This is a genomic window from uncultured Eubacterium sp., assembly GCF_934295145.1.
Taxonomy (GTDB): Bacteria; Bacillota; Clostridia; order Lachnospirales; family Lachnospiraceae; genus Eubacterium_I.
The window spans coordinates 1-17477 of the sequence record NZ_CAKRAS010000024.1; the positions used below are offsets into that span (position 1 = coordinate 1).

17 protein-coding genes and 6 tRNA genes are annotated in these 17477 nt (G+C 42.4%); all 23 read left to right on the forward strand.

Annotated features, from left to right (window positions below):
- Positions 1-570: NUDIX hydrolase (locus Q0I54_RS06330; protein ID WP_367270789.1), on the forward strand; the 570-nt coding region annotated here is incomplete at its 5' end.
- Positions 567-824 carry a hypothetical protein gene (locus Q0I54_RS06335; RefSeq protein ID WP_296117357.1) on the forward strand — a complete coding sequence of 86 codons (258 nt, stop codon included), beginning with the start codon at positions 567-569 and terminating at the stop codon, positions 822-824. The genes Q0I54_RS06330 and Q0I54_RS06335, both read left to right, overlap by 4 nt.
- Positions 825-912: 88 nt before the next feature.
- Positions 913-2271 (forward strand): M20 family metallopeptidase, encoded by a 1359-nt coding sequence (locus tag Q0I54_RS06340; protein WP_296117358.1) that lies wholly within the window; start codon positions 913-915, stop codon positions 2269-2271.
- A 197-nt stretch (positions 2272-2468) separates the two neighbouring features.
- The gene (locus tag Q0I54_RS06345; protein WP_296117359.1) at positions 2469-2885 is read left to right on the forward strand and encodes an HAAS signaling domain-containing protein; all 417 of its coding nucleotides are present in this window, start codon (positions 2469-2471) and stop codon (positions 2883-2885) included.
- Between the two features lie 387 nt (positions 2886-3272).
- Entirely contained in the window at positions 3273-3452 is a 180-nt protein-coding gene (locus Q0I54_RS06350; RefSeq protein WP_296117360.1) for a hypothetical protein, read from the forward strand.
- Between the two features lie 160 nt (positions 3453-3612).
- Positions 3613-3915, forward strand: a complete 303-nt coding sequence (locus Q0I54_RS06355; protein WP_296117361.1) for a rhodanese-like domain-containing protein — start codon at positions 3613-3615, stop codon at positions 3913-3915.
- 61 nt (positions 3916-3976) lie between these two features.
- A complete protein-coding gene (locus Q0I54_RS06360) occupies positions 3977-5134 on the forward strand; it encodes a class I SAM-dependent RNA methyltransferase (RefSeq protein WP_296117363.1) in 1158 nt (385 codons plus the stop codon).
- Positions 5135-5216: 82 nt separating this feature from the next.
- Positions 5217-5816 carry an XTP/dITP diphosphatase gene (locus Q0I54_RS06365; RefSeq protein ID WP_296117365.1) on the forward strand — a complete coding sequence of 200 codons (600 nt, stop codon included), beginning with the start codon at positions 5217-5219 and terminating at the stop codon, positions 5814-5816.
- A 61-nt stretch (positions 5817-5877) separates the two neighbouring features.
- Positions 5878-6363: a metallophosphoesterase gene (locus tag Q0I54_RS06370; protein WP_296117366.1), complete on the forward strand. Its 486-nt coding sequence runs from the start codon at positions 5878-5880 to the stop codon at positions 6361-6363.
- 235 nt (positions 6364-6598) lie between these two features.
- Positions 6599-6673: transfer RNA gene (locus tag Q0I54_RS06375), tRNA-Pro, on the forward strand.
- Positions 6674-6679: 6 nt separating this feature from the next.
- A tRNA-Gly gene (locus Q0I54_RS06380) sits at positions 6680-6750 on the forward strand.
- 29 nt (positions 6751-6779) lie between these two features.
- Positions 6780-6853 (forward strand) — tRNA-Arg (locus Q0I54_RS06385).
- 41 nt (positions 6854-6894) lie between these two features.
- Positions 6895-6968 (forward strand) — tRNA-His (locus Q0I54_RS06390).
- Between the two features lie 29 nt (positions 6969-6997).
- Positions 6998-7069 (forward strand) — tRNA-Gln (locus Q0I54_RS06395).
- 16 nt (positions 7070-7085) lie between these two features.
- A tRNA-Lys gene (locus tag Q0I54_RS06400) sits at positions 7086-7158 on the forward strand.
- A 143-nt stretch (positions 7159-7301) separates the two neighbouring features.
- Positions 7302-7730 carry a hypothetical protein gene (locus Q0I54_RS06405; protein ID WP_296117367.1) on the forward strand — a complete coding sequence of 143 codons (429 nt, stop codon included), beginning with the start codon at positions 7302-7304 and terminating at the stop codon, positions 7728-7730.
- Positions 7723-9267 (forward strand): nitrite/sulfite reductase, encoded by a 1545-nt coding sequence (locus Q0I54_RS06410; protein WP_296117368.1) that lies wholly within the window; start codon positions 7723-7725, stop codon positions 9265-9267. The genes Q0I54_RS06405 and Q0I54_RS06410 overlap by 8 nt, the downstream gene beginning before the upstream one ends.
- 96 nt (positions 9268-9363) lie before the next feature.
- A complete protein-coding gene (locus Q0I54_RS06415; RefSeq protein ID WP_296117369.1) occupies positions 9364-9852 on the forward strand; it encodes a deaminase in 489 nt (162 codons plus the stop codon).
- Positions 9853-9955: 103 nt separating this feature from the next.
- The gene (gene nudC / locus Q0I54_RS06420; RefSeq protein ID WP_296117370.1) at positions 9956-10930 is read left to right on the forward strand and encodes an NAD(+) diphosphatase; all 975 of its coding nucleotides are present in this window, start codon (positions 9956-9958) and stop codon (positions 10928-10930) included.
- Positions 10931-11062: 132 nt separating this feature from the next.
- Complete coding sequence (locus tag Q0I54_RS06425) at positions 11063-12277, forward strand: class I SAM-dependent rRNA methyltransferase (RefSeq protein ID WP_296117371.1); 1215 nt, start codon at positions 11063-11065, stop codon at positions 12275-12277.
- Positions 12278-12453: 176 nt separating this feature from the next.
- Complete coding sequence (locus Q0I54_RS06430) at positions 12454-13245, forward strand: GTP pyrophosphokinase family protein (protein ID WP_296117372.1); 792 nt, start codon at positions 12454-12456, stop codon at positions 13243-13245.
- Positions 13246-13288: 43 nt separating this feature from the next.
- The gene (gene rlmD / locus Q0I54_RS06435) at positions 13289-14455 is read left to right on the forward strand and encodes a 23S rRNA (uracil(1939)-C(5))-methyltransferase RlmD (protein WP_296117374.1); all 1167 of its coding nucleotides are present in this window, start codon (positions 13289-13291) and stop codon (positions 14453-14455) included.
- A 167-nt stretch (positions 14456-14622) separates the two neighbouring features.
- Positions 14623-17463, forward strand: a complete 2841-nt coding sequence (locus Q0I54_RS06440; RefSeq protein WP_296117375.1) for an HD domain-containing phosphohydrolase — start codon at positions 14623-14625, stop codon at positions 17461-17463.
- Positions 17464-17477: the final 14 nt, after the last annotated feature.

The window sequence follows — 17477 nt, forward strand, 5'->3', positions numbered from 1 at the left end:
GCCAGTATCGAACAATATCAGCCATATAACGAGCAGGAAGAAATGGATAAACCGCTTATTCTGGAGTGGATAAAAAATAACGACAACGCATTTTTGCGTGAAAATACCGTGGCACATATGACGACATCTGCCTGGGTGGTAAATAAAGACAGAAGTAGAGTACTGATGGTATATCACAATATTTATGATTCCTGGTCCTGGTTAGGCGGTCATGCGGATGGCGAGACAGATCTGCTATCTGTGGCGGTTCGGGAAGTGAAAGAAGAAGCTAGTATTTCCAACGTGACTCCGGTGTCGGAGGATATTTTTTCGTTGGAATCGCTTACGGTAGATGGACATTGGAAAAATGGGAAATATGTTTCCAGTCACCTGCATTTTAACGTGACATATTTATTGGAAGCAGATTCAGAAGAAGCCGTTTCGATAAAGGCAGATGAGAATAGTGGCGTGGCATGGTTTACGCCAGAAGAGGCATTGGCAAAATCAACGGAACCGTGGTTTGTAAAACATGTATATAAGAAGCTGATAGAGAAAGAAAAAAATAAAAGTAGAAAAGAGGACAGAGTATGAACGAATTATATGAACTGATTGAGCAGAAAATAAAAGCATCCGGCTATCCGAGAGCAATTTCCGGTGAGGCAGTATACAACGATATTTGTGATCAGATTGATGGAAAAGAGAATGGTGTGTATCTTCTGTTATCAAAATTTGAGGAAGATATAGTGTTTGAGTATCACATTACCATTCGGGATGAGGATTTCAATCTGGGAATCTTAACGATGCGTACACCGGAAGGCGTATTTGAAGCAGATTTTGACGCATAAAATGATGATGCAAACATTGGATTGCGAATGCCCGCTTTATTAAAGAAAAATAACTTAAATGAGAAGTTTTGAGAACATTGGAGGAACTATGGATATCAAAAAACAAATTCATGCATTATCTGAGGAGATGATTACAAATTTAGGTAGACTGGTAGCGATTGATTCCAAGCTAGGAACACCTACAGAGAGCAAGCCGTTTGGGGAAGGTCCTGCAAAAGCACTGAGCGAAGGACTGAAAATTGCAGAAGAACTCGGTTTTCATACCGTAAATCTGGACAACTATTGTGGTTATGCGGAAATGGGCGAGGGCAATGAAATCGTAGGAATTGCAGGACATTTGGACATCGTGCCAGTTGGTGGAGACTGGAGTTATGATCCTTTTGTGCTGACTCGCAAAGGGGATTATGTATATGGACGTGGAACGACAGATGACAAAGGTCCGGTAATCGAGGCTCTTTATGCGATGAAGCTGCTTCGTGATTCTGGCGTGAAGCTGAATAAACGGGTACGTTTGATCATGGGATGCAATGAGGAAACTGGTTCGAAATGTATGGAGCATTATAATGAGGTCGCTGAGGAGTTATCCTGTGGATTTACACCAGATGCAAATTTTCCGTGCATTCATGGCGAAAAAGGGCATATGTCTATGATGGCATATTCCAAACATACTAGAATTATTTCTATGAATGGCGGTTTTGTATCCAATGCGGTGTGTGACAGTTGTACGACTGTGATCCCGGCAGAAGCCGGATTAAAAGAAAAATTGGAAGCGTCTCTTGCAGACACAAAACTTCAGGAGTACAAAGTAACCGAAGAAAATGGTCAGATCGAGATTTATGCAAAAGGTGTTCCGGCGCATGCGAGCACACCGGCACTTGGTATCAATGCAGCTGGCGTGACATTTGAATGTCTGGAAAAAGCAGGTTTTGAGGATGATTTTGTAAAATTCTATAACACACACCTTGGAACTTCCTGCGACGGAGCCGGAGTTGGTCTGAAATGTGAGGATGCTTACGGCAATCTGACATTCTGTAACGGAATTGTAAAAACTGAGGATGGTGTGATTTCCTGTACGATTGACATTCGTGTGCCGGTTACTTTAAAAGAATCAGATGTTCGAAAAATGTGCGAGGGCAAGTTGGAAGATGAAAACGGTCGGATCGAGATAGAAGAAATTGGTGATCCGTTGTTTTTCCCACGGGAGTCTCCTCTGGTCAAAGCACTATATAAAGCGTATGTGGACGTGACTGGGGATACCGAGTATGAACCGATGGTAATCGGCGGTGGAACATATGCAAAATCTTTGAAAAATATTATTGCGTTCGGTCCGGAAAAACTGGGCATGGATTATCATATTCATAGCGCAGATGAATTTATTCTGGTATCAGAAATGGAAGAAGCGGTTCTGATTTATATGGAAGCAATCAAGAATCTGCTGGCGATTTAGGGGAAAATAGAATCTAAAATTATAAAAGAGATTGCAAAGTTTGACCAATGTACTCAAATTAAATTTTGCAGTCTCTTTTTAGATGCTGTATAATAGCTTCATATGATGAAAAGTAGGAAATATCACAACAGGAAAAAGGCGAACTCCTGAAAACGAAATAGTAGAAGAAAAAATTGACAGCAAAGGAGAAAAAATAAATGGATGATTTCTTATATATTTTAAAACTGCAGTTAGAGGGCCGTTTAAGTGATGAGGAGATTATCGACCAGATGCATATTTACGAGGATTACATTCAGGAGCAAGTGGCTGGAGGAAAGACCATGGAGCAGGTAATGCGCAAACTCGGTGATCCGGCAAAAGTTGCAGATATGATTGTAGAGCATTATGAAAAACTGGAAAAACAGCAGCAGCGTGAAGTTATTGGAAATATGACTGCGGAGGAAATCAACGCAAACGTGCAGAATCCGGAGCATGGATTTCATGCAGAATTTATTGAAAACGAAGGATGGGATGTGCGTCTTGGGAAACTGAAACTGAACACATGGTACGGGACATTGATCATTTTAGGGGCAGTTCTTGGAATTTCTATACTGATTTCTGAAATTATGCATTGATCAACAGGAATTAATAGTTTAGAAAAAGGGTAAGATGTAATCTGTAATGAAATCGCGGGATTGACCATATGAAAACCGCATTTTAAGTAAGAACTATGATTGTTAAATGCGTAACAAATAAAAATGAAAGAAAAATAAAACGACCAATGGGGAACATCGGTCGTTTTAAGGGGAGTATAAATAATTAATAAGGGGTATAATTGAAAAGAATATTGAAGGGAAGATTCTTTTCAATTTGAATTATATAGCATTTGTCGAGAAATTGCAAATAATTTAACAAACTTTTTTTGCGAAATTCACTTAAATTTCGGGCAAATTTTTCCATGCATAGAATTTGAAAAAGTCAACATACTATACCTGTAAAAACGAAACAGGAGGAATCATAAAATGGCTAAAAATTATACGTCTGAAAATGATTACAAAAATGCTGATTACACAAATGGATATGCAAAAAATGCGACAAATAAGGGACAGAACAAGTCTCAGAACAAATCTCAGAACAAGAACAGTAGCAATTCTGAGAACTGCGGTAAAAACGCTTCTAATGCGGATAAAAACTGCCGTTAGTGTGAGACAAGATACAAACTGTCGGTGAATGCATATGTTATTATAGCCGAAGGCGGTAAGTGAGCAGAAAAAGGGGTGGACTGCGTGGCGGTCTGCTCCTTTTTTAAGGTTAAAATGAAAATATAGCTAGGCATAAAATGAAGAAGATTGAGGAAAAGATATGGGATTGTGTCTGATCAGCACGAAGGAGATTTGGGAATACCGGCGCAAGTGGAATGCCATGGTGATCGATTTGCGGGATTCCAAAGATTACCGGCAGTGGCATATTCCCGGTGCACGCAATGTGCCTGTGGAGGAACTAGAAGCATTTATGGAACAGATGCCCAAAAACAGACTGTTGATTTTTTACTGTCAGTATGGCAACACAAGTATTCAGGAAGGCTGCAGATATGTGAAACGAGGGTATCGCATCTGTTCGGTTGCAGGCGGAATTGAAGCGTATTCTCAGCAGAATCATGATTGACAGTATAAATAAGAAACGATTATAATGATTACAAATAACGAAAGATAGCAGGAGAGAAAAGATGGAGTTACAGCAATTTATTTCTCCCTGTCATTTTGGTATGGAGGCAATTTTAAAACGGGAAATTTATGATCTCGGATATGACATTGTCAAAGTAGAAGATGGCAGGGTTACATACGAAGGTGATATGGAGACAATCTGTCGGGCAAATATTCATTTACGGACAACGGAGCGTGTGCTTTTGAAAGTCGGAGAGTTTCATGCGGAGACATTTGATGAATTATTTGAGGCAGTAAAGGCAATTCCGTGGGAGAATTATCTGCCGGTGGATGCAAAATTCTGGGTGACAAAGGCATCTTCCGTAAAAAGTAAGCTGTTCAGTCCATCTGATATTCAGTCTATAGTAAAAAAAGCGATTGTTGAGCGGATGAAGCTACATTACGGTGTGAGCTGGTTTGAAGAGACGGGTTCTTCTTATCCGCTGCGTGTATTTTTGAATAAAGATGAGGTGACTATTGGCATCGATTCTTCCGGAGAATCGCTGCACAAACGTGGTTATCGTGTACTGAGCAGCAAAGCACCGATCACGGAGACACTGGCAGCAGCCATGATTATGCTGACACCGTGGAAGGCAGACCGCATTCTGGTGGATCCGTTTTGCGGAAGTGGAACCATTCCGATCGAGGCCGCTATGATCGCAGCCAATATCGCACCGGGAATGTCACGTACATTTTTGGCACAGACATGGAACAATCTGATCCCGATACAGCTTTGGAACGACAGTTTTGAGGAGGCGAAGGAACTGGTAAATACAGATATAGAGACAAATATTCAGGGTTACGATATCGATGGAGAGATCATCCGGGCTGCCAGAGACAATGCGAAACGTGCAGGTGTGGATCATCTCATTCATTTTCAGCAACGTCCGGTAAGCGAACTGAAAAATCCGAAAAAATATGGATTCGTCATTACTAACCCGCCTTACGGCGAGCGTCTGGAAGAAAAAGCGGCATTGCCGAAGCTGTATCATGAGATTGGCGAGGCATTTGCGGGACTGGACAGCTGGTCTGAGTATCTGATTACTTCTTATGAAGATACAGAGCGCTGTATTGGTAAAAAAGCGGACAAGAAGCGCAAAATCTACAATGGTATGCTGCGGACCAATTTGTATCAGTATATTGGACCGAAGCCGCCGAAAAGAAAACGGACGGAAGCGTAGAAAAATAATTGTTTTTGCGTGTGGAAAAATGTAAGAGTGTGGCAGGATACAGAAATTACGACAGAAAAGAAGGACAGGCAGAATGAAACAGAGAATTATATTTGCAACAGGAAATAAAAATAAAATGCGGGAGATCCACGAAATTCTGGGAGATTTGGGATGGGAGATCCTTTCTATGAAAGAAGCCGGAATCGATGTGGATATCGTGGAGGATGGCACTACTTTTGAGGAAAATGCACTGATTAAGGCCAAAGCTGTGGCTGTGCAGTGCAATGACATTGTGCTGGCAGATGATTCCGGACTGGAAATTGATTATCTGAACAAAGAACCGGGTATCTATTCTGCGCGTTATGCGGGCGAAGATACTTCCTATGAGATAAAAAACCAGATGCTGCTGGATCGTCTGCAGGGTGTACCGAAGGAAAAACGTACTGCGCGGTTTGTATGTGCCATTGCAGCAGTTGTGCCGGGCCATGAGCCAATCGTAGTGCGCGGAACCATTGAAGGTTATATCGGTGACAAGCCGGCGGGAGAGAACGGTTTTGGCTATGATCCGATTTTCTATGTACCGGATCTGAATTGTTCTACCGCGGAATTATCTCCGGAGGATAAAAACGCAAGAAGTCATCGTGGAAATGCACTGCGGGCGATGCGCGAGAAGTTGAAACAATATATCCAATAAGAAGTATTTCTGTTTTTATGAAAGAAATTAGATTTATCAAAAATTGTAGAATGGAGCATATATGAAAGTTTTGATCGTGAGTGATACACATGGAAGACATATGGGAATTGAGGAAGCTATTGAACGGGAATATCCGTTTCAGAAGCTGATTCACCTGGGAGATGCGGAAGGATATGAAGATTATATTGCAGATCTGGCAGAATGTCCGATCGAGATTGTTGCAGGAAATAATGATTTCTTCTCGGATCTTCCGAATGAAAAAATCGTGTTTATCGATGATTTCCGTGCGCTGATCACTCATGGTCATATGTATGGTGTTTCCATGGGGTATCAGCGGATTCGGGAAGAAGGGGTTGTCCGGGGCGTGGATGCCGTTATGTTTGGACATACCCATCGGCCGCTCCTGGAAGAAGACGATGATATTATATTATTAAATCCAGGCAGTTTGTCTTATCCCCGGCAGAAAGGACGTCAGCGTTCTTACATTGTGATGGAAAAAGAAAAGGGCAAAAAGCCGATATTTGAGATTCGTTACTTGGATGAATAAGGATTTAGATGCATAGTCTTTTTTGGAAAAAAAGTGGGAACTGATTTGAGTTTCGCAGAAAATTTTTGGGAAATACTTGGATATTCAAGTATACGAAGTACCCGCAAAGCCGCATAAATAAAGGGTTTGCAGGGATTAGAAAAGTTTTTGAAAAAAGTTGTTGACAAAATGCGCGGTTTGCCATATAATAATTCTTGCGTCGCGGGTAAGACAACAGCGATGCGGCAGAAAAATACGGGGTGTGGCTCAGCTTGGCTAGAGCGCCTGGTTTGGGACCAGGAGGTCGCAGGTTCGAATCCTGTCACCCCGATTATATGCGGGTGTAGTTCAATGGTAGAACACCAGCCTTCCAAGCTGGATACGTGGGTTCGATTCCCATCACCCGCTTTGTTATGAAAGATTCTCATAACAGTTGTGTGTTCGTAGCTCAGCTGGATAGAGCAACGGCCTTCTAAGCCGTGGGTCGGGGGTTCGAATCCCTTCGAGCACATTTGAGATAAGGAAGACGTTTGGTCATCACTGTCTCGCATGGTGGGTATAGCGCAGTTGGTTAGCGCGCCAGATTGTGGCTCTGGAGGCCAAGGGTTCGAATCCCTTTATCCACCTTAAATCACTCCTGCTTGGTTGTAAATAATGGGCTATCGCCAAGCGGTAAGGCACAGCACTTTGACTGCTGCATTCGCTGGTTCGAATCCAGCTAGCCCAGTTCAATAATTTCATATGGGTGTGTAGCTCAGTTGGTAGAGCACTTGACTTTTAATCAAGTTGTCCCGGGTTCGAACCCCGGCACGCTCACTATAAAAGAACACGCAAGTGTTCTTTTTTTGTGCCGAAAACTTTGAAAAATAAAGGGAAATGTTCTTCTTGTTTTACATTCCCTCTGATTAATGGTAGAATAAGTTAAAAAAATAAAAACCTATCAAAGGAAAAAAGAATTTATGAGTATGGAAGCGTGTCCAGAAGTGAAATTATCGAATAAAAAAGAAGTGCTGAGCGCATGGAAACTGCATTTGGAGCAAGTTAGAAATCAGCCGGAAAACTTATCTGCAGAATTGTTGTGGCAGGTTTTAGGTGAACTGGAGCAGGATTTCTTTTATACAGTAAAGGGCATTTCGTTTACTTATATTATCCGAGGACATGAGATGTTTGTGGATCGAAAGGAAAAGTCGATCACGCAGGCAACTGTTGGCCTGGCAGCACAGCGTGTTCTGGAAAAACAGACACAGGGGATTGCCATTACGGGACCGAAAAAGATCGGTACATTTGGTGCAAGCTATCTATATCCGATTTTTCAACAGATAGGGTTGATTTTAAAGTATATGGATAAAAATATGACTGAAAAATTGGAGGAAGATGTATATGAATAACATAGATCCACAGTCCTGGAAGGCAGATATGCCGAGTTTCCGGGAAAAAACAAAAGCGTTTTACAATGGAGAAATGAGCAAAGGTGATTATAAAGGTTATTCCGGTCGTTACGGAAGTTATGCACAGAAAGGCGGAAAAGCAAGTATGTTGCGTCTGCGTATGACAGCAGGGCGTGTAACAAAGGAAAAACTTGCATTTATTGCAGAATCCATTCGAAAATATAATGTGAAAAAAGCACATTTTACAACGTGCGAGACAATTCAGCTGCATGATCTGCAGCAGGAAGAACTGTGTCAGATCATGGAAGATGCGCTTGATGTTGGAATTGTTACGATGGGCGGTGGCGGAGATTTCCCGCGAAATGTCATGTGTTCTCCGTTGTCCGGTGTAGAAGCGGATGAGTATTTTGATGTACGTCCGTGGGCGGAGGCAGCCGGAGAATATTTGATGACCTTTATCAATGCGGAGAAAATGCCGCGTAAGCTGAAAGTATGTTTTTCCAATTCGCCGAAAAATATTCCACATGCTACTTATCGTGATCTTGGCTTTGTGGCAACAAAAGAAGGAAAATTTGATGTATACAGTGCCGGCGGGCTTGGCAATAATGCCAGATTTGGTGTGAAAGTTGCAGAAGCGGTAGAGCCGGAGATGATCTTATATTACATTAAAGCGATGTGGCTGACCTTCCGTACATATGGAAATTATGAGAACCGCGGAAAAGCCAGAACACGCTACATGCAGGAAATCTGTGGTGGTGCAGAAAATTATGCCAAGGCATATCAGGGAAAACTGGCTGAGGTGCTGGCTTCCGGAGAAGATTTGAAAATCTCTGTAGATCCGCAGCCGGTGAACAAAAAAGATGATGGAGTACGTATTTCCGGAGCACGTGTTTTACCACAGAAACAGATTGGATTATATACAGTCATCTGGCATCCAATTGGAGGACAGCCGAAGGTAGAAGAATTGTGTGCACTTTCCGATGCAATTCAGGAGATGGAAGAGGTGGAAATCCGCCTTGCTCCAGATGAGACAGCATATATCATTAATCTGACCGGGTCAGAGGTGGAAAAAGTGCTGGACGCGACACCGAGCAGTGCAAATACAGTATTTGAGACAAGTGTCAGCTGTATCGGCGCATCAATTTGTCAGGTAGGACTGCGTGATTCCCAGGCACTTTTACAGGCTTGTGTGGAAACCGTTCGTGAAGCGAATATTCCAAACGGTGCGTTACCGCAGATTCATATTTCCGGATGTCCATCATCCTGTGGTACCCATCAGACTGGTGTGATCGGATTCCGCGGTGCGGTAAAACGTGTGGATGATCAGCCGAAAAATGCATTTGTACTGTTTGCAAATGGTGCGGAACGTCAGGGCGAAGAGCGTATGGGACGTGAGATTGGTACCATGGAAGAATCAGTGATTCCACAGTTTTTGGTAGAACTTGGACAGGCAGTGGCAGCTTCTGGCATGGATTACCTGAGTTGGGCACAGAAAAATCCGGAAGGAATTGATAAAGTAGCAGAAAAGTATGTGTAGTCAGCAATGTTTTTTTGAGAAAAGTGCATTGGTGAAAAGAAGCTGAATGGATAGAAATAGATTTGATGTGTTTCAGAAGGTGAGGAGGAAAACGCGATGGAGCGTCGGGATAAAATTAATTATTACCTGGATCTGGCTGAAATAGTGGGACAGCGGGGAACCTGTCTGCGCAGACGTTATGGTGCTGTTATCGTAAAAAACGATGAAGTAATCTCCACCGGTTACGTGGGAGCACCAAGAGGCAGAAGAAACTGTTCTGACCTTGGTGTCTGTATCCGGCAGAAAATGAATGTGCCGAGAGGTGAGCGCTATGAGCTTTGTCGCAGTGTGCATGCGGAGGCCAATGCTATTATCAGTGCATCCAGAGGAAAAATGATCGGAAGTACGTTGTATCTGGTTGGAAAAGAAGTGGACACAGGGGAATATGTAAAAAATTCCAATAGCTGTTCCATGTGCAAGCGAATGATCATTAATGCCGGAATTGACCGGGTGTATATTCGAAATACCAAGGATGAGTATCGTATGATTCAGGTGCAGCAGTGGATTGATGATGATGAATCTCTGGCAGGAACGTTTGGATACTAAAATAAACGATATGTAAAAGCGAATCGAAAGTCAATCATAACTAAGAAAAAGTGATACGAAGATACTGAAATCAGGATAAAAACAAGGCAGGTAAAAGAAAGATATGATACAGGATATTGCACCATTTCATTTTAATAACGAGTGGCATAAATTACAACCGGAGAAAAATGACTGGATCATCTGTATGCAGGAACGGAAAATATTGCTGCGTGGAACAAAGGAAGCCATTTCTTTTCCACGTTATCATGAATTAAAGGAACAGGTGCAGAACGGGGATCGGTTTGTGTATCTGTTTGCAGTCGGTGAGGAACGATTTTTCCTGTATCAGCATCATCAGTACAAAGATCGTGAAGAACTTAATCTGGTGCATTTGGGACAGTCTTGTGAGAAAAAGCAGCAGGAGGATTCGGATAAACAATCTGGTGAGGAAAAACAGCAGAAAGATTCAACGGAGCAGTTGAATGAGAAACCAGAGTTTCACTATGAAACAACCAGATATTTGCGTGGTGCGGCACCACAGCATCTGTGCTATGCAGGTTTGGTTGGTGCACAGTTAGCAGGCTGGTATGCGGCGCATCGTTTTTGCGGAGGATGTGGAACCCGCATGATTCCGGATGAGAGGGAGCGAATGATGCGCTGTCCGGTTTGCGGTCAGATGGAATATCCAAAGATTTGTCCATGCGTGATCATCGGAGTGATGCACAAGGGGAAAATTCTGGTCAGCTGGTACAAAAATGGTTTCCGGGATCATTATGCGCTGATAGCCGGTTTTGCGGAGGTGGGGGAGACCATCGAGGAAACCGTTGCAAGGGAAGTGTACGAGGAGACGCATTTGCATGTGAAAAATCTGCGTTATTATAAAAGTCAGCCATGGCCGTATTCAGAAAGTCTGTTGTTTGGATTTTTTTGTGAATTGGATGGAGAAAATCATATCATCATTCAGGAGGATGAACTTGCCATGGCAAAATGGGTGACACCGGAAGAGATTTTTGAGTCACCGGACAATTTTTCACTGACAAATGAGATGATTTGCAAATTTAAAGAGGATATGACAGAGTATAAACATCTTTGCTTGTAAGGTAGAGTTTTCTCTGGAATGCAATGAATGATAAACAGATGGATATTTTAAATAGGTTTTAATAAAAGCAGCATCAAAATATAAAAGTATACAACTGATAACGCTAGAAACGGTAGGAGCATAGAAAATAATATGATAAAACAGGAAAATCTGGCAATTGTTACATTGAAAAAAGGAGAAGGACGTACCATCAAAGCGGGTGGTGCATGGGTCTTCCATAATGAGATTGAGACCATTACCGGTCGTTTTCATAATGGAGATATCGTGTTGGTGCATGATTTCGATGGATACCCGATGGGAAAGGGCTATATTAATCAAAATTCAAAAATTCGTGTACGTCTGTTGACGCGACATGTGGAGCAGGAGATTGATGAGGCGTTTTTTGAAATGCGTCTGCAGAACGCATGGAATTACCGCAAAGATACGGTGGACACATCTTCCTGCCGCCTGGTATTTGGCGAGGCAGATTTCCTGCCGGGAATCGTTATTGATAAATATGAAGATGTGCTGGTAATGGAGTGCCTGACACTTGGAATGGAACGGTATAAAGAACTGCTGGCAGAACTGATGAAACAGATCCTTGCAAAAGATGGCATTGAAATTCGTGGCGTTTATGAGCGAAGCGATGCAAAAGAGCGGGAAAAAGAAGGATTAAGCAGGATAAAAGGTTTCATTGGAAATGAATTTGATACAAACGTGGAAATTGTGGAAAACGGTGTGCACTATATGGTTGATGTGGTGAACGGTCAAAAAACCGGATTTTTCCTGGATCAGAAATACAACCGTCTGGCGATCCAGAAGTTGTGCAAAGGAAAGCGAGTATTGGACTGTTTTACCCATATGGGAACCTTTGCGTTGAATGCGGGAATCGCGGGGGCAAGCGAAGTAACCGGACTGGATATTTCTGAATTTGCGGTAGAGCAGGCAACGGAAAATGCAAAACGCAATGGCTTGAGTGATATTGTAAAATTCCGCGCGGCAAACGTACTGGACGAACTTCCGAAACTGGCGGCAGTCGGAGAAAAATACGATGTGGTGATTTTGGATCCACCGGCCTTTACAAAATCCCGTCAGGCAACTAAAAATGCCATCAAAGGTTACAGAGAAATCAACATGAAAGGTTTGAAACTGGTGAAAGACGGCGGCTATCTGGCAACCTGTTCCTGTTCTCATTTCATGACGCAGGAACTGCTGGCAAAGACCATCCGCGAGGCAGCGCGTTCTACCCATAAGCGACTGCGGCAGGTAGAGTTTCGGACACAATCTGCGGATCATCCGATTTTATGGGCGGCAGATGAATCTTATTATCTCAAGTTCTTCATCTTCCAGGTCGTTGACGAAAAATAAGAGGGTGAAAAGAGAGTAGATCTGCGGAGGGTTTACTTTCTTTTTTTGTACACTAAGAAAATATTTTGTATTTGGGGTTTAGAAAGTTTTTATGTTTTTTTCATGGAAAAGACAAGGGTATATGTTACAATTACTATAAATATGGGGATTACAGAGGTAAGGAGAATTATTAAGGAATGGATGAGAAAGTAAACGTAACAGATCGAGAAAAAACAGTAAATGATGAAACAAATACAGATACAGCAATGAAAGAAAAGCTGGATGAGGCAGAGTACATGGAAGCAGATATGCCGGAACAACCAGAGGAACAGGACGGGACAGGATCGGGAGAAACTACAAGTAACCTGCCATTGGCAGCAGATCAGTTGGATCTGGCGAAACAATACAAACAGATGATGATGTTTTATGAAGCGGGCATCCGTCAGCTGACGACGAAACTGCAGATTTTGAACCGGGAATTTGAACAGAGCAACGATCGTAATCCGATTGAAAATATCAAAAGCCGTATCAAATCTGCGGAGAGTATTGCAAAGAAGATGGAACGAAAAGGTCTGCCGATGACGTTAAGCTGCCTGACAAACAATATTTATGACATTGCGGGCATTCGTGTCATCTGCCCATTTATCACGGATGTGTATGAGGTGGCCCGGATGCTGCTCAGTCAGACAGATGTAGAATTAGTAGAGGTCAAAGATTATATTCGTGAACCGAAGGAAAATGGTTACCGCAGCCTGCATTTGATCGTAAAAATCAATGTATTCTTTTCTGATGGTATGCGTCAGGTTCCAGTGGAAGTGCAGATGCGGACCATTGCCATGAATTTCTGGGCGAGTACCGAGCATCAGCTGCGTTATAAAAAGGATAAAGTGTTTACACCGGAGATGCACGAACGACTGAAAAAATGTGCGGATATCATGGCGGATGCGGATTATCAGATGCAGAAACTTGCAGAAGAGATACATTTCTGATATGATGTGCGTCAGAAAAACAGGGAGAATTTAAATAGAGTCTATGAAGGAAGAAAAGAAAACTACAGCCTGCAAGGTCGCAAAAAAATGTGGCGGATGCCAGTATCAGGGCATTCCATATGAAAAACAGCTGCAGGACAAGCAAAAAGCAGTCCGTCAGTTAATGCAGCCATTTTGTAAAACAGAAGAAATTACCAGAATGAAAGATCCATATCATTACCGAAACAAAGTGCATGCAGTGTTTGCACGGAAAAAAGACGGTACGATCATTTCCGGTGTTTACGAGGAAGGTACACACAGGGTTGTTCCGGTGGAAGCCTGTCAGATCGAAGATGAAAAAGCAGATGCCATCATCAATGACATCCGTGGACTTTTAAAATCTTTTAAGATAAAAACATATAATGAAGATACCGGCTACGGCCTGTTGCGCCATGTGCTGATCCGCCGCGGATTTACTACAGGTGAGATTATGGTCGTTCTGGTACTGGGCTCTCCGGTAATGCCGTCAAAGAATAATTTTGTCAAAGCATTGCGGAAACTGCATCCGGAGATCACAACAGTTGTGTTGAATGTGAATGACAAGCGTACCAGTATGGTACTCGGTGACCGTGAGACAACAATTTACGGAAAAGGTTATATTGAAGATACATTGTGCGGACTTACCTTCCGCATTTCTTCCAGATCTTTTTATCAGATCAATCCGGTTCAGACGGAGAAACTGTATGGAAAGGCTATGGAACTTGCCGGACTGACAGGCAAAGAGCGTGTCATTGATGCATATTGTGGCATTGGAACCATCGGAATGGTCGCTGCAAAATCTGCAAAAGAAGTCATTGGTGTGGAACTGAATCCGGATGCAGTGCGGGATGCGGTCAAAAATGCAAAACGCAACCAGATGAAAAATATCCGTTTTTATCAGGATGACGCCGGACGTTTTATGGAAAAAATGGCGGCAAAGGGTGAAAAGGCAGATGTCGTATTTATGGATCCGCCAAGAAGTGGCAGTACAGAACAGTTTATGAAATCCGCTGTGACACTGGCGCCGCAGAAAATCGTCTATATTTCCTGTGATCCGCAGACCCAGGCGAGGGATCTGAAATATCTGACAAAGCATGGATATAAAGCAATGGGAGCATATCCGTATGACATGTTTCCGTTTACAAAGCACGCAGAAAATATCGTACTTCTGGTGAAAAATCAACACAAATAAATTTGCGCAGGAAGACAGTTTTTTTGTAAAACCAAAACAATACAGTTGGAAAATGCCAAATGATAATAAAAATTCAATGGTGTTCTTACGTAGAAAAATCTGGTAAAATAAAATTTAATGATAATACGAATAAACAATTAGATGGTTAAATCAGTAGGAGAATGAGTTTGGCGAAAGAAAACTATAAGATAGATAAAAAGAAAAAACAGGTATTTTATATTCTGATGCTGGCAATTTTGTGTTGGTTTATAGTTGCAGAAATATTCGGGACAAACGAGCGGGACAGCAGTGAAAATGTACGGGATCTTACTTATCATGGAACATTTACCTGGGAAAAATCAGATGGAAGTACGGAGCAGATTGAGATACCGGGAATTTATGATATGGCGGCCGGGGAAACAATGGTGCTGACAACGCAGCTTCCAACAGATTATGATGCGCAGACGTTAATGATCCGTTCTTCTTTGCAGGATGTGCGTTTTTATGTGGATGGTCAGTTGCGAGTTGTATATGATACTTCAGATACCAGAATAGCAGGAAAAAATTCAGCCAGCCGGTATGTATTCTGTCCGACATCAGTGGATGATGCCGGAAAAGAAGTACGCATTGAATTAAAAACACATACAGAAAAATATGCCGGAGTAGTAAACGAAGTGTTCTGTGGCGATAAGGCTGAAATCTGGGAATATATATTTGATTCTTATGGTTTGGCGACGATTATTGCATTTTTCCTGCTGTTTGCAGGAATCGTTACGGTTATCTTCAGTATGGCGCTTGGTTTGGTATATCATGTGAAATTTGATATGGAGTATCTGGGATGGTGCATTATCATGGCAGCTGGCTGGATGCTTGGAGAATCAAAAATGAGGCAGTTACTGGTGCCGAATGCATCAGTGCTTTCCACTTTGTGTTTTGTAATAATCATGTTATGCCCACTGCCCATCGTATACTATATTGACAGTATGCAGAATGGAAAACATCAGAAAGTATTTCGCTGGATGGAATACGTTTCCGTATTGAATTTTGCGGTCTGTTGTGTACTGCATCTGACTGGTGTAGCAGATTTTATAGAGACAATGCCGGTAGCTCATGCGATTCTTGGAGTGACACTGGTATTGGTAGTTGCAACTGTATGTTATGATCTGCATCACGGATATATTCACAAAAACCGTTATGTTGTGCCAGGACTGTTTGTGGCGCTTCTTTCAGTCGCAGTGGAAGCTGTATCTTCATATTTTGTCATCTCCATTTATGGCATGTTTATGGGGATCGGTATGATCGTGCTTCTGTTTGTAAATCTGGTCAGAACGATCCGTAATGTACAGAACATGGAAAATTCACGTCAGAGACGGGAAATGAAAAAGCGAAGAAAGCAGATGGAAGCCATGTCTTTGCAGTTGATGCAGACGTTGTCAACGACGATAGAGGCGAAAGACGAGTACACCCGAGGTCATTCTCATCGTGTAGCAGAATATTCAGTTTTGATTGCGAAGGAGCTGGGCTGGAATCAGAAAGAACTTTTCAATCTGCGTAATGCAGCGCATTTGCACGATATCGGAAAAATTGGAATCCCAGACACGATTTTAAATAAACCGACAAAACTGACGGAAGAAGAGTATGCAGTAATTAAGGAACATACGGTGATCGGATCAGAAATTTTGAAGAATATTACACTGATCGATCATGTAATAGAAGTGGCACGGCATCATCATGAGCGTTATGACGGAAAGGGATATCCGGATGGTCTGAAAGGGGAAGAAATCCCGTTACCGGCCAGAATCGTGGCAGTGGCGGACAGCTATGATGCGATGCAGTCCAGAAGAATTTATCGTAATCCTCTCGAAGCCGAGACGATTTATAAGGAAATATCGAAGAACCGGGGCATTCAGTTTGATCCGGAAATTGCGGATATCTTTTTGAAACTTCTTCGGGAAGAACGGCTTGTGATCGGTGATGGGTGTATTGGAATAGATGAGGAATACAGTATGCCGGACGTGGAAATCGAGATTGGAAAATTCATTTCAGATGTCATGTCGACGATACGGACACAGGAGGACAGTGAGGGCTTCGACTTCCTTACAGGACTTCCGATGCGTAACCGTGGAGAAAAAATGGCTGCACAGTTTATGCAGCGGGAGAATGGTTACCTGGTGTTCATGGATATGGATAATCTGAAAAAGATTAATGATATCTATGGGCATAAAGCCGGTGACCGGGCACTGAAAATGCTTGGTTCGCTGCTGCTTGAATTTGCACAGCACTCCGTGGTATGCCGTCTGGGCGGCGATGAATTTCTGATGTTTGTACCGGAAGTTTCAAAGGAAAAAATCACGGAGATCGTAAGTGGTATTATTGAAAAATTTGAAGAGATAAAGGAAGAGGATCTGGAAATCCGCTATGCATCGATATCCATTGGAATCTGTGAAACGGTAAAGGGGGATTCCTTTGAGGAATGTTATTCTAAAGCAGACAAAGCACTGTATTATATAAAGCAGAATGGCAAAGGAGATTTCTTCTTCTATCAGCAGATGGAAAGCCAGCAAATGACTGATTATGGAACCGGAAAAGATCTGGCGCTGATTGCAAAAGCTTTGCGTGAGAGTGGCAACTACGCAGGTGCACTTGAACTGGATTACCGGGAGTTTGCAAAGATTTACGAATACATGAACCATCTGGGTGAGCGTTACAAATACCAGTGTTATCTCGTGATGGTTACCATGGACACCACACCGGATTATGTGATGTATATTGAAAATATTGAGTGTGCGCTGGAGAGTATGGAGCAGGCAATCCGCCAGAAGATCCGAAAGGTAGATGTCTGTACCCGGTACAGTTCCATGCAGTATCTGATCATCCTGTTTGAAGCAGACGAGACGCAGATACCGAAAGTCATGGATCGTATTTTTATGCAGTATTATAAACAGTACGATAAGAGTAATTTTATTCCGAAGTATGAATATGTTCCGATCATTGAAAATTCGAAAGAAAAGATGGAGAAGAACGAATAGAAATAAAGTAGCTT